The 23,273-nt window shown below is 38.6% G+C and carries 17 protein-coding genes and 1 riboswitch; of the genes, 8 read left to right on the top strand and 9 right to left on the bottom strand.

From position 1 onward, the window contains the following. Positions 1-39 precede the first annotated feature (39 nt). From AC1HJP_RS11330 to AC1HJP_RS11320, 3 genes are read right to left on the bottom strand one after another with little or no spacing between them, the layout of a single operon-like run. A complete protein-coding gene (locus AC1HJP_RS11330; RefSeq protein ID WP_480361918.1) occupies positions 40-1,266 on the bottom strand; it encodes a lipoprotein-releasing ABC transporter permease subunit in 1,227 nt (408 codons plus the stop codon). Then, the gene (lolD, locus tag AC1HJP_RS11325; RefSeq protein ID WP_480361917.1) at positions 1,259-1,948 is read right to left on the bottom strand and encodes a lipoprotein-releasing ABC transporter ATP-binding protein LolD; all 690 of its coding nucleotides are present in this window, start codon (positions 1,946-1,948) and stop codon (positions 1,259-1,261) included. The genes AC1HJP_RS11330 and lolD overlap by 8 nt, the downstream gene beginning before the upstream one ends. Then, the gene (locus AC1HJP_RS11320) at positions 1,941-3,152 is read right to left on the bottom strand and encodes a lipoprotein-releasing ABC transporter permease subunit (RefSeq protein WP_480361916.1); all 1,212 of its coding nucleotides are present in this window, start codon (positions 3,150-3,152) and stop codon (positions 1,941-1,943) included. The genes lolD and AC1HJP_RS11320 overlap by 8 nt, the downstream gene beginning before the upstream one ends. A 156-nt stretch (positions 3,153-3,308) precedes the next feature. Between AC1HJP_RS11320 and AC1HJP_RS11315 the strand changes: the two genes are divergently transcribed. Further along, complete coding sequence (locus AC1HJP_RS11315; protein WP_480361915.1) at positions 3,309-4,949, top strand: SulP family inorganic anion transporter; 1,641 nt, start codon at positions 3,309-3,311, stop codon at positions 4,947-4,949. Between the two features lie 262 nt (positions 4,950-5,211). Continuing rightward, positions 5,212-6,411 carry a DUF642 domain-containing protein gene (locus tag AC1HJP_RS11310; RefSeq protein WP_480361914.1) on the top strand — a complete coding sequence of 400 codons (1,200 nt, stop codon included), beginning with the start codon at positions 5,212-5,214 and terminating at the stop codon, positions 6,409-6,411. Between the two features lie 631 nt (positions 6,412-7,042). Here the strand turns inward: AC1HJP_RS11310 and AC1HJP_RS11305 are convergent. From AC1HJP_RS11305 to nhaD, 3 genes are all read right to left on the bottom strand, one after another. After that, positions 7,043-8,365, bottom strand: a complete 1,323-nt coding sequence (locus tag AC1HJP_RS11305; RefSeq protein ID WP_480361913.1) for a sodium-dependent transporter — start codon at positions 8,363-8,365, stop codon at positions 7,043-7,045. Between the two features lie 193 nt (positions 8,366-8,558). After that, on the bottom strand, positions 8,559-9,905 hold the full coding sequence (gene lysC, locus AC1HJP_RS11300) for a lysine-sensitive aspartokinase 3 (protein WP_480361912.1): 1,347 nt from the start codon (positions 9,903-9,905) through the stop codon (positions 8,559-8,561). 81 nt (positions 9,906-9,986) lie between these two features. Beyond that, positions 9,987-10,160, bottom strand: a riboswitch (Lysine riboswitch). Positions 10,161-10,290: 130 nt separating this feature from the next. After that, the gene (gene nhaD / locus AC1HJP_RS11295; protein WP_138482439.1) at positions 10,291-11,538 is read right to left on the bottom strand and encodes a sodium:proton antiporter NhaD; all 1,248 of its coding nucleotides are present in this window, start codon (positions 11,536-11,538) and stop codon (positions 10,291-10,293) included. Positions 11,539-11,686: 148 nt separating this feature from the next. Here nhaD and AC1HJP_RS11290 point away from each other — a divergent pair, with 148 nt between their 5' ends. The 4 genes from AC1HJP_RS11290 to AC1HJP_RS11275 are packed head-to-tail and all read left to right on the top strand — an operon-like array spanning position 11,687 to position 16,881. Then, positions 11,687-12,949, top strand: coding sequence for a hypothetical protein (locus AC1HJP_RS11290; RefSeq protein WP_480361911.1), 1,263 nt, complete (start codon positions 11,687-11,689; stop codon positions 12,947-12,949). Beyond that, on the top strand, positions 12,936-13,487 hold the full coding sequence (locus AC1HJP_RS11285) for a condensin complex protein MksE (protein WP_480361910.1): 552 nt from the start codon (positions 12,936-12,938) through the stop codon (positions 13,485-13,487). The genes AC1HJP_RS11290 and AC1HJP_RS11285 overlap by 14 nt, the downstream gene beginning before the upstream one ends. Next, positions 13,484-16,270 (top strand): ATPase, encoded by a 2,787-nt coding sequence (locus tag AC1HJP_RS11280; protein WP_480361909.1) that lies wholly within the window; start codon positions 13,484-13,486, stop codon positions 16,268-16,270. Before AC1HJP_RS11285 ends, AC1HJP_RS11280 begins: the two co-directional genes overlap by 4 nt. Positions 16,271-16,329: 59 nt before the next feature. Next, complete coding sequence (locus AC1HJP_RS11275; protein ID WP_480361908.1) at positions 16,330-16,881, top strand: DUF4136 domain-containing protein; 552 nt, start codon at positions 16,330-16,332, stop codon at positions 16,879-16,881. A 65-nt stretch (positions 16,882-16,946) separates the two neighbouring features. Here the strand turns inward: AC1HJP_RS11275 and AC1HJP_RS11270 are convergent, their stop codons facing one another. Both AC1HJP_RS11270 and AC1HJP_RS11265 read right to left on the bottom strand, forming a co-directional pair. Continuing rightward, positions 16,947-17,393 (bottom strand): hypothetical protein, encoded by a 447-nt coding sequence (locus AC1HJP_RS11270; protein ID WP_480361907.1) that lies wholly within the window; start codon positions 17,391-17,393, stop codon positions 16,947-16,949. 45 nt (positions 17,394-17,438) lie between these two features. Beyond that, a complete protein-coding gene (locus AC1HJP_RS11265) occupies positions 17,439-19,523 on the bottom strand; it encodes a winged helix-turn-helix domain-containing protein (RefSeq protein WP_480361906.1) in 2,085 nt (694 codons plus the stop codon). Between the two features lie 153 nt (positions 19,524-19,676). Between AC1HJP_RS11265 and AC1HJP_RS11260 the strand changes: the two genes are divergently transcribed. Further along, positions 19,677-21,116 carry a serine hydrolase domain-containing protein gene (locus AC1HJP_RS11260; protein ID WP_480361905.1) on the top strand — a complete coding sequence of 480 codons (1,440 nt, stop codon included), beginning with the start codon at positions 19,677-19,679 and terminating at the stop codon, positions 21,114-21,116. 224 nt (positions 21,117-21,340) lie between these two features. Next, positions 21,341-22,207, top strand: coding sequence for a protease HtpX (gene htpX, locus AC1HJP_RS11255; RefSeq protein ID WP_480361904.1), 867 nt, complete (start codon positions 21,341-21,343; stop codon positions 22,205-22,207). 70 nt (positions 22,208-22,277) lie between these two features. Here the strand turns inward: htpX and AC1HJP_RS11250 are convergent, their stop codons facing one another. Beyond that, positions 22,278-23,117 (bottom strand): delta-class carbonic anhydrase, encoded by an 840-nt coding sequence (locus AC1HJP_RS11250; protein ID WP_480361903.1) that lies wholly within the window; start codon positions 23,115-23,117, stop codon positions 22,278-22,280. Positions 23,118-23,273 lie beyond the last annotated feature (156 nt).

Below are 23,273 nucleotides of genomic sequence, written 5' to 3'. Positions count from 1 at the left end.
CATATAAGTATATTGCTTCTAGCAACCAAACTTTGATTCTTAACCGTTGCCTAACACCTTCGCTGGATCAGTTTTTGTTGCTTGCCAAGCAGGATAAATACTGGCTAAAAGTGCGAGTATTAACGTGATGCCTAAAGTGATAGCGATGTCGGTCCAAATCAGTTTTGATGGAAGAAACTCAACAAAATAGACACCTGAAAGTGGGTTTTGTGTACCCTCACCATAAAACCAGGCAAATAATTCAGGCAGATAAAGCGATATTAAAACACCTAACGCACTGCCAACTAATGAACCTAGTAACGCATTACCAACACCTTTAAAGGCAAAAGTAGAAAATATCGTACTGTCTTTGGCGCCCATTGTTTTGAGTATTGCGATATCTGATTGCTTATCTTTAACTTCCATCACCATAGACGAAACGATATTAAAACTTGCTACAGCAATAATCAAAATAACCACTAGAAATACAATAGTACGAACCATTTGAATATCTTGATACAGACTGCCTTGTGTTCTGAACCAACTATTTACATACACTAAATCGGGTAAGCTTCTGCCTGCAGACATAGCAATATTATGAGCTTCAAATACGTCCGTCACTTTGACTCTCAAGCTTGTGACTTGATCTGATTTTAGACTGAGTGATGCTTGTAAAGACTCTAAGCTAATCAGCGCCATTGACTGATCTATCGGCCCCCCCATTTTAACCATGCCAACTAAGGTCACTTTTAAGCGTTTAGGCGCTGATAACATAGATTTCGCATTTTTATTGGCAATTAATAAAGTAAAATTATCACCAATAGAAAGGTTCAAGCTTTCAGCAATTTGAGCTCCTAAAATCACTTCATTTTGCGCCAGGTTCTTTATGTTGACATCTTTTATAAACTCACCGACGCTTGATACATCCTCATGTGAGCCAACATCAACACCTTTTATTTGAGCAGCTTTTAACTTACCTTTAAATTGAACCATTCCAGTCACGTTTATTTCTGGTACAGCTGCAACAACACCTTGTTGTTGCTCTAGTATATTAACTTTTGATTGCCAATCATTGATTGGTTCATATGGCGCATCATAGGTTACATGAGAAACAACAGATAAAAGCCGCTTTTCAAGTTGCTCTTCAAAACCATTAATAACCGACAAGGCCACGATTAGCACACTAACCCCAAGTAAAACGCCGATAGTAGACGCTTTATTTAAGATTGAAGCGAAACCCTTCTGCCGAGATTGACTAAAGCGCTTTGATAAAAACAGGCTAAGCATGACTAACCTCAGTCAACACACCATCATTTAATTGCACACTTCGACCAAGTTTTTCTGCAAGCTCTAAGTCATGAGTCACAATGACAAAACTGGTCTGAAGTTGTTGATTGAGTTCATTTAATAAATCATAAATTTTAATAGCATTTTGCTTATCTAGGTTACCTGTGGGCTCATCAGCCAAAACCAATGCAGGCTTTGTAACCAGTGCGCGCGCGATTGCCACACGTTGACGCTCACCGCCTGATAACTCTGAGGGTTTATGTTCAGCCCTATGTCCCAATCCCACCTTCTCTAGCATATTGAGTGCTTCAGTATGTGCACTATTTGCTTTAACACCTTGTATGAGTAGTGGCATGGCAACATTTTCAAGCGCAGTAAATTCCATCAATAAATGGTGAAATTGGTAGATAAACCCCATATGTTTATTTCTAAATTCGGCTTGCTGATTTCTAGATAGCTCCGCAACATTTGTACTTTTAATTTTGGCATAGCCAGTTGTTGCATGATCTAAGGTACCAAGAATATGTAATAAGGTACTTTTCCCCGATCCAGAGCTGCCAACTATTGCAAGCATTTGCCCTTGCTCTAACTGTAAGTTTACACCTTTCAACACTTCGACTTTGTTCTTTCCATCTTGGTAAACTTTGCCTAAGTTTTGACAATCAATTACTAAATTACTCATATCTTAAAACCTCAGCAGGCATTACTTTCGCAGCTTGTTTTGCTGGATAAAGGGTAGCTATAAAACTTAATAAAACACTCAATGTGGCCATGATTATTAGACCTGTGACTTCAAACTTAACGGGTAAGGTCATCCCTCCTAATAAAGACAAGCCGACCATTGACATCACTTCATTGATATAATTTGCCAGTAATAATCCAACAAATAACCCCAATAAAGTACCGATAACCCCATTGTAAAGTCCTTGAACCATAAACACTTTCGATATCATCGCGGGTGTAAAACCTAAGGTTTGCAATATGGCTACTTCACCTTGTTTTTCTTTGACCATCATTGAAAGACCCGAAATAATATTGAAAATCGCGACTAAGACAATGAGTCCTAGCAACAAAGACATCACTCTTTTTTCCATTGCAACAGCTTCAAACAAAGCCCCCTGCTGTAATTGCCAATCAATACTTGTGTAATTAGAGGTATCTAGACTAGCAAGCTCTTTATAAAAGTCTTCAAGAGAAAAAGCATCATGTAGTGAGACACTGATATCTAATTGAGATTGCGACTTCTTCCGCATTAATCTTGCCAAGCTTTGGCCATTCGCAAAAGCAAGTTGTGTATCAGCTTCACTTCTTGAATTATAAATAAGGGCCACAGTAAATAGCCTTTGTGCAGGCACCCTCCCCATAGGCGAATAAGTTGTGACCTCAGGCATAATCACTCGAATTTGACTACCCACCTGAACTTTCAAACTATTTGCCAAGTAACGGCTAATGGCTAATTGATACTTACCCGATTGAAATTGCTTGATACTGCCTGATTCAATATGACTCTCTAACAGCGAGGTCCCGCCCTCAAAAACGCCCTGTAATCTAACGCCTAAAAGTTCTTCATTAGTTTGTAGAATAACGTCTGAGGTCAGATAAGATTGCACTCGCTTAACCGTACTTAACTCGGCTAATTGCGCCTTAAAATTATTAGATGATTTTACTTCCTCTTCAGGTTTAAGCTGCACATGAGGGATCATGTCAAGCATGGCGTTTTTTAGTGTTTGCTCAAAGCCATTCATCACAGAGCTCACTGTGATCAAGGACATAAGTCCTAATGCGATACCTGCGATAGAAAAAAAAGAAATAAATGAAATAAACGCATTCCCTTTGCTCGCTTTGGCATACCGAAGCCCAACGAAAAGGCTAACTGGTTGAAACATATATGATAAATTCAACTTTCATATTAGACATGCCTGCATACTACCACAAAGTCACATCACATATATAAATACTAACTTGTAAAAAAGTTTGTAAATCCGATAGTTAAAAAGAAAATTTGGTGTAAAATGCGTGAAATCTCGCGGTATGGAAGTTCTATGTTATCTCTATCTCGATATAAGCATATGAATTTAAAGGGCGATTTGTTTGGTGGTGTTACCACTGCCATAATATCTCTCCCGCTTGCCCTCGCGTTTGGTGTTGCTTCAGGAGCCGGTGCTGAAGCAGGTATGTGGGGTGCAATTTTAGTCGGTCTTTTCGCTGCCTTGTTTGGCGGTTCTACTTCTCTGATTTCTGAGCCAACTGGTCCAATGACGGTTATTATGACCGCAGTTTTGACCGCAATGATGGCTAAATATCCTGAATCTGGCCTGGCTATGGGCTTCACAGTTGTGATGATGGCCGGTGCCTTTCAAGTGTTACTAGGTACCTTAAAGCTCGGTAAATACGTAACACTGATGCCCTACTCTGTTATCTCTGGGTTTATGTCAGGTATTGGTGTTATCCTCATCATATTACAGCTTGCACCTTTATTAGGCCACCAAGCTCCCGCAGGAGGCGTTACAGGCACTCTAGCTCAACTCCCAGAACTTCTATTAAATATTAAGTTTTCAGAGTTGTTATTAGGCGCGGCAACATTAGCAATATTGTTTTATTTCCCTAAAAAATATCGCCAATATGTGCCTGCTCAATTAGTCGCACTCGTTGCTGTGACCTTAGTTTCAGTGATCATTTTTGATACTGACAGCATTCGTAGGATCGGTGAGATACCAAGTGGCCTACCTTCTATAGTTATCCCTACTTTTACTGCTGATCAATTTCAATCAATGGTAATCGACGCCTTAGTGCTGGGTACTTTAGGTTGTATTGATACCTTATTAACTGCTGTTATAGGCGACAGCTTAACTCGAACTGAGCACGATTCTGATAAAGAGTTAAGAGGTCAAGGTGTTGCAAATATTATCTCTGGCTTATTCGGTGCATTACCTGGTGCAGGTGCGACCATGGGCACAGTGGTAAATATTCAAGTCGGTGCGCGTTCTCCACTGGCTGGTATTTTCCGAGCATTGATTTTAATGGCCGTTGTATTTGTAGCTGGAAGCTTAACCGAACCAATTCCCTTGGCTGTTTTAGCGGGTATTGCCGTATATGTTGGTATAAATATTCTTGATTGGAGCTTTATTCAAAGAGCACATAAATTGAGTATCTCTCAAATGGCAATTATGTATGGTGTAATGTTACTCACTGTATTTGTAGACCTCATTGCCGCTGTAGGCTTAGGTGTCTTTATTTCAAATATTATGGTGATAGAACGACTTAGCCGTGTGCAATCAGAACAAGTTAAAGCCATCAGTGACTCTGATGACGATGTTCCGATGAATAAATCAGAACAGGCATTATTTGAACAAGCGAACGGTCAACTGCTCTACTTTTACCTATCAGGCCCTATGATATTCAGTGTCTCTAAAGCCATTGCACGTCAACATCGCGATATAAGTAAATATAAAGCCATGGTTTTAGACTTAAGTGATGTGCCAATGCTTGATGTCACTGTGAGCCTAGCGCTTGAAAATGCGATTACTGATGCGTTAGATGCAGACTGCAAAGTTTTCATCTACTCTCCAAACTCAGAAACATCCGATCAACTCCATCGTTTTCAAATAAACGAAAAGTTAGGTGAAAATGCATTTTGTAATTCTAGAAGTGATGCATTAGAACGCGCGTTGGAATCAATGTAAATTTAATCGTTTTGGCATAAAGTAGACTCTTTGTGCCAAAACGACTTTCAAAAACCTCTTTTTATAAATTAAAATCAAAAACCTCCTAACTGGCATTTTCTTTGCAGGTCTATATTTTTGGAATATTAAATTACTGCAAAAAACTAATTATTGATTTAATTGTTTATTAATTGTTGACGAAACCAATACAAAATACGACAATAGGATTAATTTCGCTTTCAAAGTTTGTTGTAAGCAGTTTTTAAACTTGGAGAACTACTAAATGAAGTTATCTTTATTAGCAATGTCAACGCTTTTTGCAACGCAATTTGCAATGGCTGATAATTTAGTTACAAACGGCTCGTTTGAAGAAAATGTGATCAACTCTAAATGGACATTGTTGAATTCAGTTAACGGATGGGAACGTGAAGGCGCACGTTTCGAAATTCAAACTTCTAGACTGGGCATCATAAATGCACAAAACGGCAATCAGTACATTGAGTTGGACTCGACTGCGAACTACAGTATTTTCCAAAATATTGCTACAGAAGCTGGTCAAAGCTACGAAGTTTCTTTTTATTACTCTCCTCGTATTCAAGGTAATAGCTCAACAAACAAAGCAGAAGTTAAATGGAATGGCCAAACTGTACTAAGCCTTAATTCTACAACTCGCGGTTGGCAGTCATTTAACGTTACTGTAACTGCTGACACTGATTCATCTGAGTTGCGTTTTGTTGGTACAGGCAAGAACGATAGCCTTGGCGCATTCATCGACAATGTAAGTGTGACTAAAAAGCAAGCATGCCACACAGGTATTTTCGGTATTAATAATTATGGCGACCTAGAAACAGGTTACGTATACAAATTCGATCTTGAATCTAAAACGTACAGTGTTGTTGCTGGCGCACAAAACACCGCATCTAACATTGCTAGTCACAACGGCAAGCTATATTTCATGGAACAATTAGATTCAAAAACTAAAGCATCTAAGCTTTGGTCTTTAGATTTAGAAACAGGTACTCAAACCGCTGAAGCAGATGCCACTTCATGGCCTATCTATCGTTCTGCAGTCACCGCTGACGGTCAATCTCTGCGTGCTACCAGCAAAACATACATGTACGACTACGACTTACAAACTGGCGAGAAAACGGTTTTAGGTAAAATGCGTTTTTCTGGTGACACATTCTCACACGGTGATGTTGCCTATTCGGCAGATAACAACACGCTTTATGTGTTAACTGGTAAGTCTCTTTACACAATTGATGACAGCACTATGGCACTGACATTAGTAGGCCATCACGGAGTTAATTGGGCGTCTGGCTTGGCAATTTCTGACAACGGTACGCTATACGTATCAGGTCGAGTGTCAGGAGAAAACGCAAAAATTTACAGTGTAAATCCTCAAACAGCAGTTGCAACCTATGTGATGGATGCACCTGAACATATTAATGACTTAACGTTTGTGGACAACTACTGCAACTAAATATTTATTAGAAAATAGCCAGTTTTTACTGGCTATTTTTTTACACCAAATTTACCTTAAACTGACTTAATCATTTAGTACGCTTCATTTTACGTTATTGATAAACATTAATGCTCTCTTATAATTTCTTTTAATACCCTACCTATCGAGCAGTAAAAAATTTAGAGATTACGCAACAAAGCTCTGATTACCCTCGAAGATTAATAAACTACAGTTCGCAGCTTTAATTTCAGTTCTATTAAGAAGCCTATTACATTTGGCTCTGCTCACAGCAGTTTAAAACCATCTAAACTTGGATAAGTTTCAACCTCAGTCTGTTTGAAATAACCCATGAAACATTGCTTGAAAAAAATCTACACCATCAGACTATAATCTTTAGAAAAACAGGGCGAATTTACACATCTATTTTGTGTAAGTGCAAGCCGTTTTAATTAAGATTAACCGCTGTCATTTAATTTGTTATCTACAGCTTAGGTTATTCAAGTTTGGGCTTAACATTCTTAATTGGTTACTTTAATGAATTAATAAACATAAAAAAGCCCCAACAAATGTCAGGGCTGAATTATAAATTTTTATGTTTAAGTGCTTTGTGATTAATACAAACTTGCTTGGCTTTGCTTAATCGTATTACCTATTTCAAAGCTACATTTACAAATACCGCAGTCATTAATACCGGGCATACAAAACGAACATATTGCGCAAAGTAATAATGGAAACCGCTACTTGCTTCTAAAAGCTTATTGCCTCTTTGCCACATCCAGCCGACTGTCAAAAAGTAAAACAGTCCCATTAAAGGTAATTGATACTGTGTGAACACACTGATAATCAAACCAAATAGCCATTCAAAATTAAGTATAATCGTCGTTGAAACCAACATAATCACTAGAGTTACCCAAATTGTGGCACTTTTTCGTTTAAAACCGTGGTTTTCTACTAAAAAAGAAACAGGTATCTCAGTAGAAGATATTGTAGAAGTTAACGAAGCAATAGACATAAGTACAAAAAAGGTTAGACCTACAAATAGGCCTATTTGCCCCATATTCATAAATAGCTCTGGCAAAACAGCAAAAATCAAGCGCCCTTCCCCGATCAACTTACCATCTTGGAAAACCTCAACGCCACTTTGCTGTGCAACAAATATTGCAGGAATGATTAATAAGCCTGCAAGAAAAGCAACACCTGTATCAAGCAAGGCAACACTCACAGTTAATTTAGGTAAATTTTCATTTGGTTTTAAATACGAGCCATAGATCATCATGCAGCCAACCCCTAATGAAAGTGAGAAGAAAGCTTGACCCATAGCAGCAATAACCAAATCAGGATCGGTTACTTTTGAAAAATCTGGTACTAAATAAGCCTTAAAGCCTTCTATAGCACCGTCAAGCGTTGCCATATAGCCAATTAAACCTATAAGTAATAACAATAATAAAGGCATTAATCTTCTAGACCATGCCTCTATACCAGACTTAACACCTTGCAAAATGATACTGGCAGTAAGCAACAACATAAGCGGGGTGAAAATGAAATTCCGCAATGTCGAGTCACCTTTCAAGAATGCTGCGAGTTCATTTAGTTCTAATAGCCTTGCAAGTGGTTCAAGTGAAAAGGCCAGCATCCAACCTGCAACGATCGAATAAAAACTTAACATCACAATGGCACCACATAGGCCAACATAACCTGCTGTAGCGCCCACTTTAGGATTGCTATCCTGCCATGCTTGTTTAAGTGCTTTAACTGGATTAGATTGTGCTTGGTGACCTATATACAACTCAGTGTACAAAGCTGGTAATGCCAAGAGAAATATAACGACAAAGTACACTAATAAAAATGCACCACCACCATGGTTTGCAGCTTGGGTGGGAAAACCCCAAATATTTCCAAGCCCTACAGCAGCACCAGCAGCTGCCAAAACAAAGCCTAGGCGACTTTGAAAGCCATCACGCAATTGAGCCATTTTGATATCTTTATGTTTTTGTTATAGACGGATGAGTATACGCAAGTTAAAACCCTTTGCGAAGCAACTGAGTTTAATAACATAGAGTTTCTAGTTATGGTACTGACACTTTCTATCAAATATCAGAATTTAAAAAGCGAGCTGAGTATTAAAGCTCAGCTCGCTTGATTAAATTTAACAATGAAACGCCTTCTTAACACGCTTCTAGCAATTGCGCATGTATCGACTGAACAACGTTATCTGATTCGCTTTGTTCAACTAAGAAACACAAATTGTGTTTACTTGCGCCATGGCAAATTAGACGAATGTTAAAGTCTTTAAGTACATTCATAAGATTCACTTCGTGTTGACGAAGCTGGATCTCAGAACCTATCAGGGCAACCAAGGTTAGATTTGTCTCAACAGTTACATGACAAAATTCACTCAGCTCTTCTAAACACGCTTGATCAAGTTCAGGTCTAGATGAACTCAATGCATTATCAAGTGTGATAGCAACACTTATCTCAGAAGTGGTTACTAAATCCACCGAGATATTATATTTACTTAAAATGGTAAAAATGCGTGCTAAAAAGCCACTCGCCAACAACATTTCTGGGCTCTTTAACGTTAAAAGAATCTGATTCTTACGTTGTGTAACGGCTCTGATCCCAGCTTTAGATTCAGTTTCTTTCTCAATCCAAGTTCCACCGGCTTGAGGTTCGCGGCTAGAACCAACAAAGACCGCGATACCGCTGCGGCTTGCAGGTAAGATGGTTGCTGGGTGTAATACCTTTGCACCGAATGTGGCCATTTCAGCCGCTTCATCAAAGCTCAATCGTGCAATCGGTGACGCTTTTTTGCATAGACGTGGATCTGTACTGAATATGCCAACAACATCTGTCCAGATCTGTACACTTTGTGCACCTATCGCTTCCGCCAATAATGCGGCGCTGTAATCTGAACCACCTCTGCCTAGCGTGGTTGTTTGCCCATACGTATCACTGCCAATAAAACCTTGTGTTACTAACACTTTGTCTGCAAGTTGTGGCAATAAATGCTGCTCTGCTGCGCTTGCAGTTGCACTCACGTCAGGCGTTGCTTTACCAAACTGGTTATCTGTTTTAAGTACTTGGCGTACATCAAACCTGTCAGCAGTAACACCTAAATTACGTAATACTTGAGTAAATAGAAAAGAGGATAGTCGCTCACCGAAGCTAAGCATTTCGTCACACTGCTGTGCGCTTAACGCTGGTAGTTCAGCAAGTTGTTCAAACTCGCTAATTGTTTGAGAAAAGCCGGTTGCTAAGTCTGCATCTAGTGTCAGTTTTTCTAAAATGGCATCCTGGATATCAAGTACAGCTTTAACAAGGGTTTTACGCTCTGCTAAATCAGCCTTTTGCTGAGTTAATGTCACTAGGTGATTAGTAACACCTGCACTGGCACTCACTACTACAATACGTACTTGATTATCATCATGAATAATTTGTGCACAGCGATGCATTGCTTCAAAATTGGCGACACTTGTACCACCAAACTTAGCAACTGTGAACTGGGAAGTCATTTTATCTCCTTTATGAACACTGTGTGTTCAACATCAATAAGGAGAACTCGGCAAGAATATACGGATAGATTTGATATGCTCATTGCCAGAAGCTCTCCACCATAAATCGGTGACAGTTCCGAGGATTCAGCCTCGTAAACCGAAAAATAACAGCGACGTACTGGTATTCTTCTCGGCGAACACTTCCCTCACTGACTGTCATCGGTATACGTCACCTCAAACCAGCTACCTAAGTTTCGCGCCTCTTCTGTTTATTTTGCGTAATCTAAGCTGAACTTAGGCAAAATAAAACCCGCGCAAACGCAAGTTTGTGCGGGTTTTTAAAAAGTAACTTTTAGACGTCTAGGTGTCAAGTACTGTTTTAAGTAATTTTTACTTAACGCTTCTAAATCATCATGCCTGCGTAATAAGCACCTACATAACCTACTGAATAAGCTATGAGTAGATAAAAGAACATACGTAAGTAGCTAACAAATGTCAGTGCTTTAACCTTGTTCATCGCGATTATACCCGCAGCAGAGCCGATTATTAGCATTGAACCACCAACACCCGTTGCATAGGTAAACATTAGCCACTGCTGTGTAGACATAGTGATATCGGCTTTTAAAAGCGCCGCAGTTAAAGGCACGTTATCTACTGCTGCAGACATAATACCAACAATGTAATTCGCATACTCGGGTTTTAGATAGTCATACAACTGAGTGAATTTAACCAAGAAACCAACTTCTTTAAGTGCGCCTACCACAAGTAAGATACCGACGAAGAAAAGTAACGTGTCGTATTCTATCTCGCGAATGTAGTCGATAATTTTGCGGTTTACGTCTTTTTTACGCATTAAGAACTGAGCAACTAAGAACATCAGTGACAAACCAAATAACATGGTTAATAAAGGTGGCACTTGATATTCAACACTCAAGAATAAAGTAGAAAAAACCGTTAATGCAAAAATACACGCTATTGTTACATCTGTTTTCTCAATCCGACGTGTTTGTTCTTTCTCAAACACAATCGTTTCATTCATGCCAAATGACAGTAATGTAGCCAACACGATTACACTCACAATCGCTGGGGCAACAAGCAATAACAAGTCAGGAATGGTTACTTTATCGGCAAGAAAAATCATAAGTGTTGTCACATCGCCTGTGATCAATGATACTCCCCCTGAGTTGACACTAAATATGATTAAAGTTGCATATTTAATAAGCTTCTTTGGGTCTAATTTCAGCGACATAACAACAGCTAATGAAATAAGCGTTGCTGTAATATTGTCTGAAATTGACGAAAATACAAAAGCGGCAATGCCCACCAGGAACATGAGTTTACGTTCGCTGATTTGTGATGGCATGACACGGTGCACGATATTTTGTATAAAGCCTTTAGAGTTTAGATAAGCGACGAAAGTCATGGTGGCCATTAAAAATAGCCACAAGGTTGCTATCTCTAATATGTTGTGGTTTAGCTCATGTTGTACATTTTCTGGGCTTTGACCATGTATCGGAGAGATAAAGGCGATAATCCAACATAAAGTACCAAAAAAAAGTGTAGTTTTGGCCTTGTTTACATGGATTATATCCTCTATAACGATGAGCACAAAAGCTATCGCTATCAGTGTTAGGATTATAGTAGTAACCATAATGCGTAAACAACCTGTGTTTAAAAATTAACAAAAATGGTGGGTAACGTAAGTCGGCGCAGATTCTAGCATTATAGGTACATGTAAGCTATCAATATAAGTATAAAATACGGTCTTTTTTCACAAAAAAGACACAAAGTGGAAAAATATGATCCCAGCGAAGAAAGTTTTAAATACGCTCACTGAACACTGGTCTGTCATTGAGCTTTTGTTTAAACGTTTCAAAATGACTGATTTCAGCATCAAAGACGTTCAAAACATCATAAAAAACAAAAATCCTCATTGGAAAAGTGACAAAATATTCAAGGAAACTAATAAATTATTAAATCAGGAAATAATCATACCACTGGCTAAATCGTCACAATTAGAAATCAACAGAGCGATTGCTGAGTTCATCAGTTTCTTATTACAAGAAGAGGACTTAGGCCTTGCTGCAGAAATAACGGTTTTAGTCACAGATCTTGAACGACTCGGTAACCGCTTAGCACAATCCGGTGAAGATGGTGACTTTACAGAGTTACGTCGCTTTAGCCGCATCATGGACGAACGTGTTCGTAAAATCGTTAAGCTGTTTAATCACAATGAAAACGCTATCTTTAACATTGTAGAGCAAGCAAAGTCTGATACTAGCCATGTTTCACTTCAAAAGCGTTATAAAGCCGTTATAGAGGCATTTGACGAATATATTGAGCCCATGCTGGAAATGGTCGATATTCGAGGTGACTTTCACCGCTGCTTTAACCGCATAGAAATGCAAATTAGTGCTCAGATAGAACATATCGAACTCTTTGGCCGTGGCAGTATTGACAAGCGCATGCTAGAACAACTTCGTACTCGTATTCTTGATATGCATCTAGTTGGTCGAGAAAGTCTGCGTAAGAGTGCTGATATGCTAATGCCGTTGAGAGAAGAACTAAGACGTAATAACCTGATTACACGACAAGCATCTAAAGTACTAGGTCTTATACGTAAAAACGGCGTTGATCGTACATTAAGTGCCGTACAGCCTGAGTTTGTTTCTGATATTCAACGTTTTTCATTAGGCCAACAACGCCACATGGTCGCCTATATGGCAAGTTTAGTAGAGTTTGAGCATGACGAATACGAGCTTCCCGATCAAAACGATGTGCCAGCCTATCAGAGCCCAAATATTCCAGATTACAACAACGTAAGAACGACTTTCGCAAAAACAGGCAAAAAGCGAACGGCGATTTTAGGTTTCTTATCTGAACAATATCCAGATCTCGAAGCCGATGAAATGCTGTTTTTATACCAAAAATTAATCAACGATACAGATCTCGAATTACAACAGGACGAACAACGCACAAAAGTTTCTATTTCGGGACAGACATTCAAACTGTATCCATTTAATGCCGCCAACAAGCAAGAACAAAAGAATGACAAACATTAATTTAACTGATTTATCAGAATTACAAGCCATCAATAAAAAATTGGTTAGCGGGTATCACATCAGTGAACAAGACACCACTTTATGGCAGCAACTTGACCAAAACATTGATGCTTACCAAGCCTTATTTTCTGCGCTTGGGCATGATCTTATTCATGATGCCCGAGGCTTTTATTATTTAGGTAGTGATGAGAGCACGCCAAACATGGGTAAGATTTCGCGTGCCATTGCATTAACTATCTATATTCTTATTGAGCATTACGCGAACCAAGGTAAAGATCCCCTTCGTGCCCTATTTGATAACATCGCCGATTTAGAGCTTATGCAAACATTGGTACAAATGAATAAACACCTATTTGACCAGCTCGAAATTTTTTCTGGCTCGGAGCTTCGTAAAGACGTTTATTTACGTATGGTACGCTTAGGGCTGGCTAAAGAAGTTGAGCAAGGCTTTGTATTACTCGCGCCAGTTTATAGATATATAGACGCACTAATGGAAGTAAATGATAATAACTTTGACGAACTCGAGGAAGAAGTATGAGTAAGTTATATGGATTAAGTAAGCTTGCACTGTTGAATACAGCAGGATATGCAAAATGTGTGATCCCGCTGAATAAGAGTGCCTCTATTTGTGCGCCGAACAATACAGGTAAAAGCTCGGTGATTAATGCGCTACAATTTCCGCTGATCAACGACCTGCGTTTAACTGAATGGGATGGTCACGATTTAGAAGAAACACGTAAGTTCTACTTCTCAAGCGATCAAAGTTATATCTTACTTGAAGCCAACCTACCCCACGGCGATGTCGTCATCGGCGTTGCTGGTTTAGGTAAAATCGCAGGTTACGCCCACCAATTTTTCTGCTATCCAGGTAAGCTAGATTTAAATGATTTCACGCAAGATAAAAGCATCATTAAATATACCAAGCTGTTTAATCACCTTGAGAGCAAAGGCAAAAAAGCGGTCGAATTAAAAGCACAAGAGCTAAATGCCCTTCTCATTGGTGGCGCAACACAATTTGATGGTGATATTAACCTGAAAATGATCCCATTAAATAACGTACAAGATGCGTCTATTTACAAAGAGATTTTCAGACGAATTTTGAACTTACATAAGTTAGGCGCACAAGACGTAAAACGCTTTATGCTGCGTGTATTTGAACGCCACATGTCAAACTCAAAAGTCGACTTTTATGAAGTATGGCGTCGCGCTTTTGATAAAGTAAACCACTCTCGTCGTGAACTTGCTGCTCTTGAGTCGATGCAAGAGCCCATTGCGGCACTTGAACAAATGCTTGATAGCGAGAGCGGTATAAAAGGTAAACTTGCCGCCTACGCACCTAAAATTGATATGGCACTGGTGGAATTTGCCGATTATCAAGAATCACAAATGAGTGAGCTTGAAGTTCAACTAGAAGACATAGAGCAAGAAAAACACGACTTCGAACAAAAGCAACAGCTTTACTTACAACAATCTGGCGACATTGCCCGCCGCCAAGCGCAAATTGAGCAGTGGTTTATTGACTATTCGGCCCTTAAAACTGAGTTTGAATTAACCAATCACGCGACTTTAAAAACCAATCTGCAATTATTGAAAAAAGAATATGAGCAGTTGTCGTTTTCTATAAATAGCGCCCAAGGGCAAAGCTTACATACCCTTGATTATCGTATTAACGAGAACAATAAGCAGATCAAGAGCCTAAAGCTGCAACTTAAAAACCTTGAGTTCAACCTGTTTACTCGTATGCGTGAAGATCTGTCTCTAAAAGAAGTAGAAGAAATTTCTCGTATTTTAAATCCGGATATTCTGAGCTTTGCAACGACAAGCCAAGGTGAAGTTGACATTCATGATGAAGATGCTTTCGGTGAGTTCTTAGCAAACTTATCAAACAGCGTTAAAGGCGGTGAATTAAAACTGCCTGGTGCGACCATTAAGCTTAAAAAACTGAGCCCTGTGCAAATGCAAAGTGGCGAGAACAAAGCACAGTTAAAAGCGCAGTTAGAATCATTACAGCAATCGTTAGTCGAGCTCAAACAACAGCGTGAAGTTGCAGCAAACGTAGTACAAAAGCAGCAAGAGCGTGATGCCTTATATGACGAGCTAATGGCGCTAGAAGCAACGCTTAAACGCTTCGAACAATACCAAACCATGTTGCAATCTGTTGAAGCGCAATCTCTACTCAAAGAACAATTAGACGCAGAGCGCGAGCAAGTAGACAGCTACCTACAAGATATACAACGCAACGCCAGCTCAATTTCAGATAGACGTTCAATTATTTTATCGAAGCAAGACTTAATTAAACGTCAAGGGGATCGATTAAAACAGGTTAAATCTGAGCGTATTGATCACACATTAGACATAGTGAGCGAGCAACAAGCGCCTTACCCTGTTGAGATAAATCTTGATTTCGATAACTTGGCCGATGTTATCCACCAGTTCAATAAAGATTGCCATGAGCTGCGTAACCTTGCTGTGAACGTGCGTAATACCTATTTGCATATTTACAATGCGGGAATCACGAAGTTTGATAATGAATCTGAAGAATTTACTAAGTATCAGAAACTTATCAGCGCATATCATAATATTGACAATGAACGTGACGCGGTTGAAAAACAAGCACGTGTTGCGCTCACTGAAGTTGCTGCAACCATTAAAGGCCTTCGTGAAGATTTAGATCGTTTACGTCGCGAAATGAACAGTTTTAATAAAGGGATCAGTCAACATAGGATCTCAAACTTACAAGCGTTTAAGATCAATGTTATCCCTCGCAAGATGCTGGTTGATTCTATCGATACCATTATTAGCACGTCTGACAGCTATGAGAAAGGTGACAATCTTGACCTGTTAAGTGACTCACCTACGGACGAAAAAGCCGTCAACGCAGCAAAAGATCATTTAATTAAGCTTGCCAGCGAAAAAGCCGGTTTAACGCTTACCGATCTATTCGATATTCGTTTTGAAGTGGTTAACCGCGCTGGTGAGACTGAGCATTTCGATAAAATCGATTCTGCCGGCTCTAACGGAACACGTATTACAATCAAGCTGTTATGTGGTATGTTGTTTATTCGTTATCTATTATCAGATCAGGAACAAACATTGTATCGTATTCCTATCTATATAGATGAAGCGGCTGATATCGACCCGCAAAACCAAAAAGCCATTATTGAAACCGCATTGAGTTTCGGCTTTGTACCAATTTTTGCTTCGGTTAAACCGCAAATCAGTTGTGACTACCTAGTGCCTATTCGTAGTGTAAAAGATGGCAGTCAGAACTGGGTTGATGAAAAAGATTGGATTGAAGTGGAACATTCTGAGGCCAGTTAGGTCTCAGAAAGCAAATGACATTATCAACTGGGATGGATCCCAGAAATTAGGAGAACGCTATGTTAAAGCATTTATTTATTACAGCATTGCTCATGCTTGTTGCGGCTTGTGGTAGCACACCAGATTGGGATTATGATACCTCGGTTGAGTTTGCTAACTACAAAACGTTTGCATGGTCAGAACATGCTGATATTAAAAATCACGGCAGTGACTATCAAATTAATGACTTAATGGAAAAACGCATTCGCAAAGCCATTGTTGACAATTTAGCTGCGCAAGGGATCAAATTTGTTGACGCTAAAAACGCGGATGTATTAGTAAACTATCATGCGTCTGTTGATCAAAAGTTAGAATCAGACACTATGCAAACCACCTATTCTGCGCGTTGGAATTACTGGGGCTGGGGCTATCAAACTCAAACTACAACCCGAGAATACGATGTTGGCACACTCGTAGTTGATATTGTAGATGCTAAATCAAATCAACTGGTTTGGCGTGGTGCAAAAGAAGGTCGTTTACGTAAAAAGCAAACACCTGAGCAACGTACTGAAGCGATTAACAAAACGATAGCTGAGATTTTAAAGAACTTTCCACCTAAACCTCAGCATTAATAATCGATAAAGTTAAAAGGCGCTTTGTTTAGCGCCTTTTTAGCTTAAAAAAATTAAAATATCTACTATATTCTCTTGGCCACAAGCTTAACTAACCCTAGAACAAAACTGCGACAATAAACCCATAAAATTGCTGAGATAAAGAAACTTATTAATGAAGTCAGTAATACAGAGCGAGTGTAATACACCTCACCGTTCATCTTTAATTTTGTGATAAGGCCATCACCTTTAAGGTATTCCACCTCTATTATTTTATTCTGAAACTCATTTTCAAAATCTGAACAACGGGCAAATGAATCTCTTAGCCTTAATTGTAAGCCGTGAAACTTTATATAGCCGTTTACTCTGTTAAGTTTATCCGCTTCACTACACTGTAAAGTTGCATTTGATAAATCAATTCTATTTACTTCAATGTCAGCGTACTCAATTTCAAACAGGAGATAAACGAAAACTGATAGCATCAAAGCAACGGCTACATCAAATTTAATACGGTTTAAATAATTTCTCATCATATCGAACTTTACTATATAACCTTTAATAGCTTTAAGCCTTCATCACTAAAGGCTTTTAATATCAAGTCCAAGAATATCGGCTGAATTGTTGCTTAGTTCTAGCAAAATTACTTTGTTAGATATCGTAGTAATTCTTTCACACCATAAATCACAGAACTTTAGTAACTCTCTTCGTATTTCATTGTTGTTATTAGTAAAGGGGTCATACTCATAAAAACCAAGGCGTGTTTTTGAGTCTTTTTTAACCAGATAAGAAAAGCCTTGGTAATGCGGGTAAACACGTTTGATACCCTCAACACCTTTCAGAAGTTCTTGGTCATTAGTGTGCTCAATGATTTGACCCTCTGACAAGCTTATTAAATTGTCTTTAGCGTCTAAGAAAACCTGCTTTTTTGCCAACTCAACATATAAGTTTTGAGATACTTCAGTATTTAAATCAAATCTTTTGAGTTTGTCATTATGAGTAGCTTTATCTACAAATAAGATTGCTTCCGAGTGTTGGTACCATGCTTTTGGCACACCTATTATTTTATCTAGCCACTGCAAAGAATGATGGGTTTCTTCAAGATGAATAATAAATGGTTTATTGTTGATACTGCTTACTAGTCTTTGTCCCTGCTTATCCCAGAATGCCTGAGTCAAAGCATACTCATTTTCTTTATTTTGAAATACTAAGCGTTCTTGACCCGTTGAAGTATCTCTTATAAATATTTGCGGCAATCCATTTTTGAGAGATATATAAGCAATACTAGAACTATCGGGTGACAAACTCGGCTTCATATCAACCGTATTAGAATCAACAACTTTTACCGGCTCAGCCAGCGTATGAAGATCTGTTTTCAGAATGTCTTGATCTGATTTGGCCTCAATAAAATATAACTTACTTTGAACGATTTGAGGGTAAACAAGGAAGTTATAACTCTTATAGTCGAGTGTTGTTATGTCCCCAGACAAATTTAATTGTTTGAGCTGACTTCCATTACTTAAAAGCAGGTCGTTTTCGCTCTCAAACCAGGTTAAGAAGTGCCAGTTGTGATCAACCTCAGCGATGGTCGTTATACGCTTAGATTTCAGCGCTACGCTCTTCACTTCAGAAATGCCATCCTTGTTAAATCCTAATATGGCAAGACGAGACTGTGTTGGAGAAAGGGAAATTTTATATGGCTTATAGTCATCATTAGGCTCTAAGAGAATCTCTGAAAGTCCTGTGCTTAAATTATGTTTATATAAGCTCACATTACGGCTGTGCTCAGAACTATTTTGATTAGCTAGGTAATAAAGGTTTTGATTATCATCAATAAAAAACACACTATTCCAAGTGATATCTTGTCGCTCAAATAATATTTTCTCCGAAACTGGCTTTCGTTGTGCATCCAGCAAAATACGATTAAAAGAAATGCCATTTTGCGCTTTTGACGAGTATACAAGGCTATTCAAATGCATGTCCCATGCAAGATACGTATAAGTTTTTGCCTTTTGACTTAAAGGCCACTCCTTTTGTGTGACAAGGTCTTTCAATAATAATCTGCGTTGATTAGGTCCGCTTTGAATATAAGCCATATATCGACCATCTGGACTAACCTGCATATAACGTTCTTTATCATTACTAGATGTGATCGGACTCAGGTTTAAAAGCTGGATATTTGACTTTTGCGGTTTGAATAAAACCAAAAAAGAAGCCACGATAATACATGTACTTATCAGTAACAAAATTAGGGAAATAGAATTTTTCTTTTGCAGTAAAGGCTTTTTAGTATCTAAAAGTATACCTTGCTGTTCTGTTTTTTCATTAGCAATATCAAGCAAATTAATCGAGGCTTCTAAACTGTATCCTCTTTTGGGGTGGGTTTTAATTAGCGTTTTATCTTCATCAGATAATGCTTGTCTCAGCAAAGCTATATTTCTTCTAACTGAGTTGGGACTGTAAATAGATTTGGGCCAAACTTTTTCAAATAGAACTTCAGCGCTATGAACCTGTTTAGGTGCACCACAAAGTACCCTTAGCAAATCCATTACTTTTGGCTCTATCACCTCTATTTTTGTATCTGTCGAAATCTGTCCGGTTCCAAAATCAACTCTAAATTCATTGATAGAAATTTTTTCTGGTAAATTTGTATATGATGAATCCAATCTTATCTCTTTGTAATTATTAGTTATATTTTCCTTAAGCCTTTATTAATCTGTTCTTAATGGCTTCATCATCGCCTGCTTGCAAATAAAAAAGTAAAACAGTCACAAAGGCAGACAGCCATATTAATCAATTAAATACAAAAGGAATACAACATGAAGCGAACTTTTATTGCACTTTCTCTATTAGCAGTTGTTAGCAGCGGCTCAGTTACTGCTGAAAATACCCTTAATCACAATAAAGTTGCAGATACTTTTTTAACCACACTTAATAGTCAAAACCTGTCTAACATAGAAAACTTTGTTGTTTCTCATTTCTCAAAAGATGCGCTTTCACGTTGGGAAGGAACAGGTAAAGATAGGTATGTTGGCTACTCAATGAATAAAGCACTTTACCTTGGCAATTTGGAAGTCTTGGATTCTAAATTGGAAAAAACAGACAATGGCTTACAACATATTAGTACGCTTTATTCTAAAAACATTGATATGCAATACCGCATGGTAATCTATTTCAATAATGAGCAAGAGCGCGCTATAACAGGTTGGTATATTGGGGAAAATCCAAAAGATACCTCTCATCTTTCTAAATTATCAGATGATAGATTTGTCGAAGAAGTAAAAAGCTACAGTACCAGATTGGCGAATAATGGCGCGTTTTCTGGCGCTATTTTACTCGCTAAAGGTGACAAAGTGCTCTTCTCTACTGCACACGGCCTAGCTTCAAGACGTTACGATGTTCCTAATAATTTAAATACGAAATTCCAAATTGGTTCGATGAATAAGATGTTTACCAGTACTGCTATTTTGCAGCTAGTTGAACAAGGTAAAATCTCACTAGACGACCCTATGACAAAGTATATTGACCCAACCCTTTTAGGAAAGGGAGATTTCTCAAAAATTAAAATTAAACATTTGCTGAGTCATACATCGGGGATCGGTAATGGAGAAGGCTTTAATGCAATTCAAAATAAAGTCCGTTCATTAAAAGATATAACTCCCCTACTTGCTTCAATCGATACAACCTTTGAACCAGGTTCAAGATGGCGATATAGCAATAATGGTATGATGCTGCTTGGGAAAATCATCGAAAATGTGAGCGGTGAAAGCTATTTCGACTACATTAACAAGCACGTTTATGCCAAAGCAGATATGCGTAATAGCGGCAGTTTTGATTTAGACGTGCCCGTCAAGAACACGGCAAGGAACTATTGGTTTTCAGTAGAAACCGGCCAAATAACCGAGAATTTAATGTTTCAATCTGTAAAAGGTGGTCCTGCTGGTGGGGGTTACTCTACAGTGTCAGATCTCCATAAATTTGCGATTGCACTGCAAAATGGCAAATTAATAAGCAAACCTCTCGCTCAACAAGCACTAAGTGCAAAACCTGAGCTTAATGCAAATAACTGGGGGTATGGCTTTTCAATAAGAGGTGACGAAGAAAATACCATTATTGGTCATAACGGCCAGCACCTTGGTATGACCGCTCGTTTAAATATGTATCAAGAAAAAGGCTATATCTTAGTTGTGTTGGGTAATTATGAGTCATCAGCTTGGCCTGTTATCGCAAAAGTAAATCAACTTATGAAACGACTGTAACTATCCTTCACATCACCACAAGCAGCTAGGATTTTATCCTAGCTGCTTCAACGCAGCACTGTTTCAAACCCAAACCACAAAATTAACGTATTTAGTTATCAACAAACCCAAATTTTTGTTTGAAACTATTTAAACGAAACATTTCGCCCATATATTGATGAATATTGAAATTTTAAACAAATAATCGCACAAATTATTGATTAGCTTTATTTTTGAGGGGTCTTATGAAACGAGTCGTGTTGTTTTTGATTACAAACCTAGCGGTGATGATCGTTTTAGGTGTTGTCTTATCTATCCTAATGAGTGTCTTTGGTATTAGCAACCGAAGCCTAGGTGGTATTTTAATGATATCTACGGTATTTGGTTTTGGTGGTGCTTTCATTTCACTATTTATGTCGAAATGGATGGCCAAGAAATCGACTGGTGCTCATGTCATTGAGCAACCAAGAAATGAAACTGAACATTGGTTAATGACAACGGTTGCGCGTCAAGCTGAGCAAGTTGGTATTAAAATGCCAGAAGTGGCAATTTACGACAGCCCAGAAATGAATGCATTTGCAACTGGCCCGAGTAAAAATAATAGCCTTGTCGCTGTAAGCACAGGTTTAATGCAAAACATGACCCGTGACGAAGCTGAAGCTGTACTTGCTCATGAGGTGTCTCACGTTGCAAATGGCGACATGGTTACCCTGACTTTAATACAAGGTGTTGTGAATACATTTGTTATTTTCATCTCTAAAGTACTTGCAGGTATCGTTGATAACTTCTTAAACAGTGATGAAGAAGGTGAAAACAGTGGTGGTAGTTGGACTTATTTTATCTTTGATATGATTTTCCAAGTCATCTTTGGCATTTTAGCTTCAGTTGTCGTTGCCTACTTTAGCCGTAAACGTGAATTTGCTGCAGACAGTGGTGCAGCGCAATTAGTTGGTGCACATAAAATGCGAGCAGCACTTGAGCGTTTACGCAGCAACCATGAATCACAGCTTGAAGGCTCAATGATGGCGTTTGGTATTGCATCTGGTAAGAGCATTGCTGATATGTTTGCTTCTCACCCTCCTCTTGAGCAGCGTATTAATGCGCTGAGATAATCGTCAAGAACATTAAAAAAGGAGTACAAGTATGTACTCCTTTTTTTGTCGTACTGATATTAAATAAAGATTAATTAATATCAGAAATAAGCGCAGGATTTACAACTAGGTTACGCACACCATGAGCATGGTCTTCGTTGAATGCGTTGTCTTTACACCACTCACCTACTGTCTCGATATTTACCTTAGCAACACGAGGACGAACGCTCCAGCTCACTTGTAATGGTGAACCTTGCTCATTGTAGCTAGGGCCCGTAGTTGAACCAGCGTATTGTACTGGTGCACCTGTAAAGTTAGGAATATTAAGCGCTTGGTAGTAGCCGTTTTGCTTACCGAACTTTGTTAGATCAGCAAAATCTAATGCATTTTTGTCGTTTACAAGTACATAAACTTGCGCTTCTACACGTAATTGCGGGTTAGCAATCGACTCGCTTAAACAAGCACCCAGTGTTGGACCCGGTTTAACTTGCGCTGTTGTATGAACATAGTGAAGCTCAATGGTGTCGCCTGGGAATAGGCCACCTGTTTTAGATGGACAAATTTGGCCTTTAACTGCTTTTAGCTCTTTCTTTGAAAGTTCACCGTTATAAACGAATCCAGTTTCAAAGCCTTTACCGTTACCATTGCCTGCATATTTTGTGAACTCACCGCCTTTATGCTCAGCGTTTTTGTGGAAGTGGATGTTACACAGGTTCATTTCTTTATGTGAAGGCGCTGCATTAAAAGCGATGTTGTTTTCTCCCTCTAAAGTATCAATATCACGCGGAGATTGCGGGCCAAAACCTTTACCCTCTGTATTTTTAGCAAGGTTAGCACGCTGATCTGCGATCACTTTGTCTGATACATCTGCCATGACAGCGAATGAAGTAGATGTGATGATGCCCATTGCACATAGTGTTTTTAATTTCATATTCCTCTCAGTTATTAATGATTAAAAATTTCGCAATAAAATTATTAGCTTTTTAAATAATGGCTTATGAGGAAATTATATCTAAAAGCAATTAAAAATACCTTTTTTAGGTATAAAAACACATGTAAAAAATAACAAATTAGGGACTAAGGTTGT

The organism is Pseudoalteromonas sp. NFXS53 (genome assembly GCF_056629255.1).
This window is presented reverse-complemented; position numbering and strand designations above follow the sequence as displayed.

Bases quoted from the DNA above. Each gene is read 5' to 3' on its own strand.
- AC1HJP_RS11305 (WP_480361913.1), bottom strand. From the start codon at position 8,365: ATGGCTCAATTGCGTGATGGCTTTCAAAGTCGCCTAGGCTTTGTTTTG.
- htpX (WP_480361904.1), top strand. From the start codon at position 21,341: ATGAAACGAGTCGTGTTGTTTTTGATTACAAACCTAGCGGTGATGATC.
- AC1HJP_RS11270 (WP_480361907.1), bottom strand. From the start codon at position 17,393: ATGATGAGAAATTATTTAAACCGTATTAAATTTGATGTAGCCGTTGCT.
- AC1HJP_RS11260 (WP_480361905.1), top strand. From the start codon at position 19,677: ATGAAGCGAACTTTTATTGCACTTTCTCTATTAGCAGTTGTTAGCAGC.
- AC1HJP_RS11275 (WP_480361908.1), top strand. From the start codon at position 16,330: ATGTTAAAGCATTTATTTATTACAGCATTGCTCATGCTTGTTGCGGCT.
- AC1HJP_RS11315 (WP_480361915.1), top strand. From the start codon at position 3,309: ATGTTATCTCTATCTCGATATAAGCATATGAATTTAAAGGGCGATTTG.
- AC1HJP_RS11285 (WP_480361910.1), top strand. From the start codon at position 12,936: ATGACAAACATTAATTTAACTGATTTATCAGAATTACAAGCCATCAAT.
- AC1HJP_RS11280 (WP_480361909.1), top strand. From the start codon at position 13,484: ATGAGTAAGTTATATGGATTAAGTAAGCTTGCACTGTTGAATACAGCA.
- lolD (WP_480361917.1), bottom strand. From the start codon at position 1,948: ATGAGTAATTTAGTAATTGATTGTCAAAACTTAGGCAAAGTTTACCAA.
- lysC (WP_480361912.1), bottom strand. From the start codon at position 9,905: ATGACTTCCCAGTTCACAGTTGCTAAGTTTGGTGGTACAAGTGTCGCC.
- nhaD (WP_138482439.1), bottom strand. From the start codon at position 11,538: ATGGTTACTACTATAATCCTAACACTGATAGCGATAGCTTTTGTGCTC.
- AC1HJP_RS11310 (WP_480361914.1), top strand. From the start codon at position 5,212: ATGAAGTTATCTTTATTAGCAATGTCAACGCTTTTTGCAACGCAATTT.
- AC1HJP_RS11290 (WP_480361911.1), top strand. From the start codon at position 11,687: ATGATCCCAGCGAAGAAAGTTTTAAATACGCTCACTGAACACTGGTCT.
- AC1HJP_RS11330 (WP_480361918.1), bottom strand. From the start codon at position 1,266: ATGCTTAGCCTGTTTTTATCAAAGCGCTTTAGTCAATCTCGGCAGAAG.
- AC1HJP_RS11250 (WP_480361903.1), bottom strand. From the start codon at position 23,117: ATGAAATTAAAAACACTATGTGCAATGGGCATCATCACATCTACTTCA.
- AC1HJP_RS11320 (WP_480361916.1), bottom strand. From the start codon at position 3,152: ATGTTTCAACCAGTTAGCCTTTTCGTTGGGCTTCGGTATGCCAAAGCG.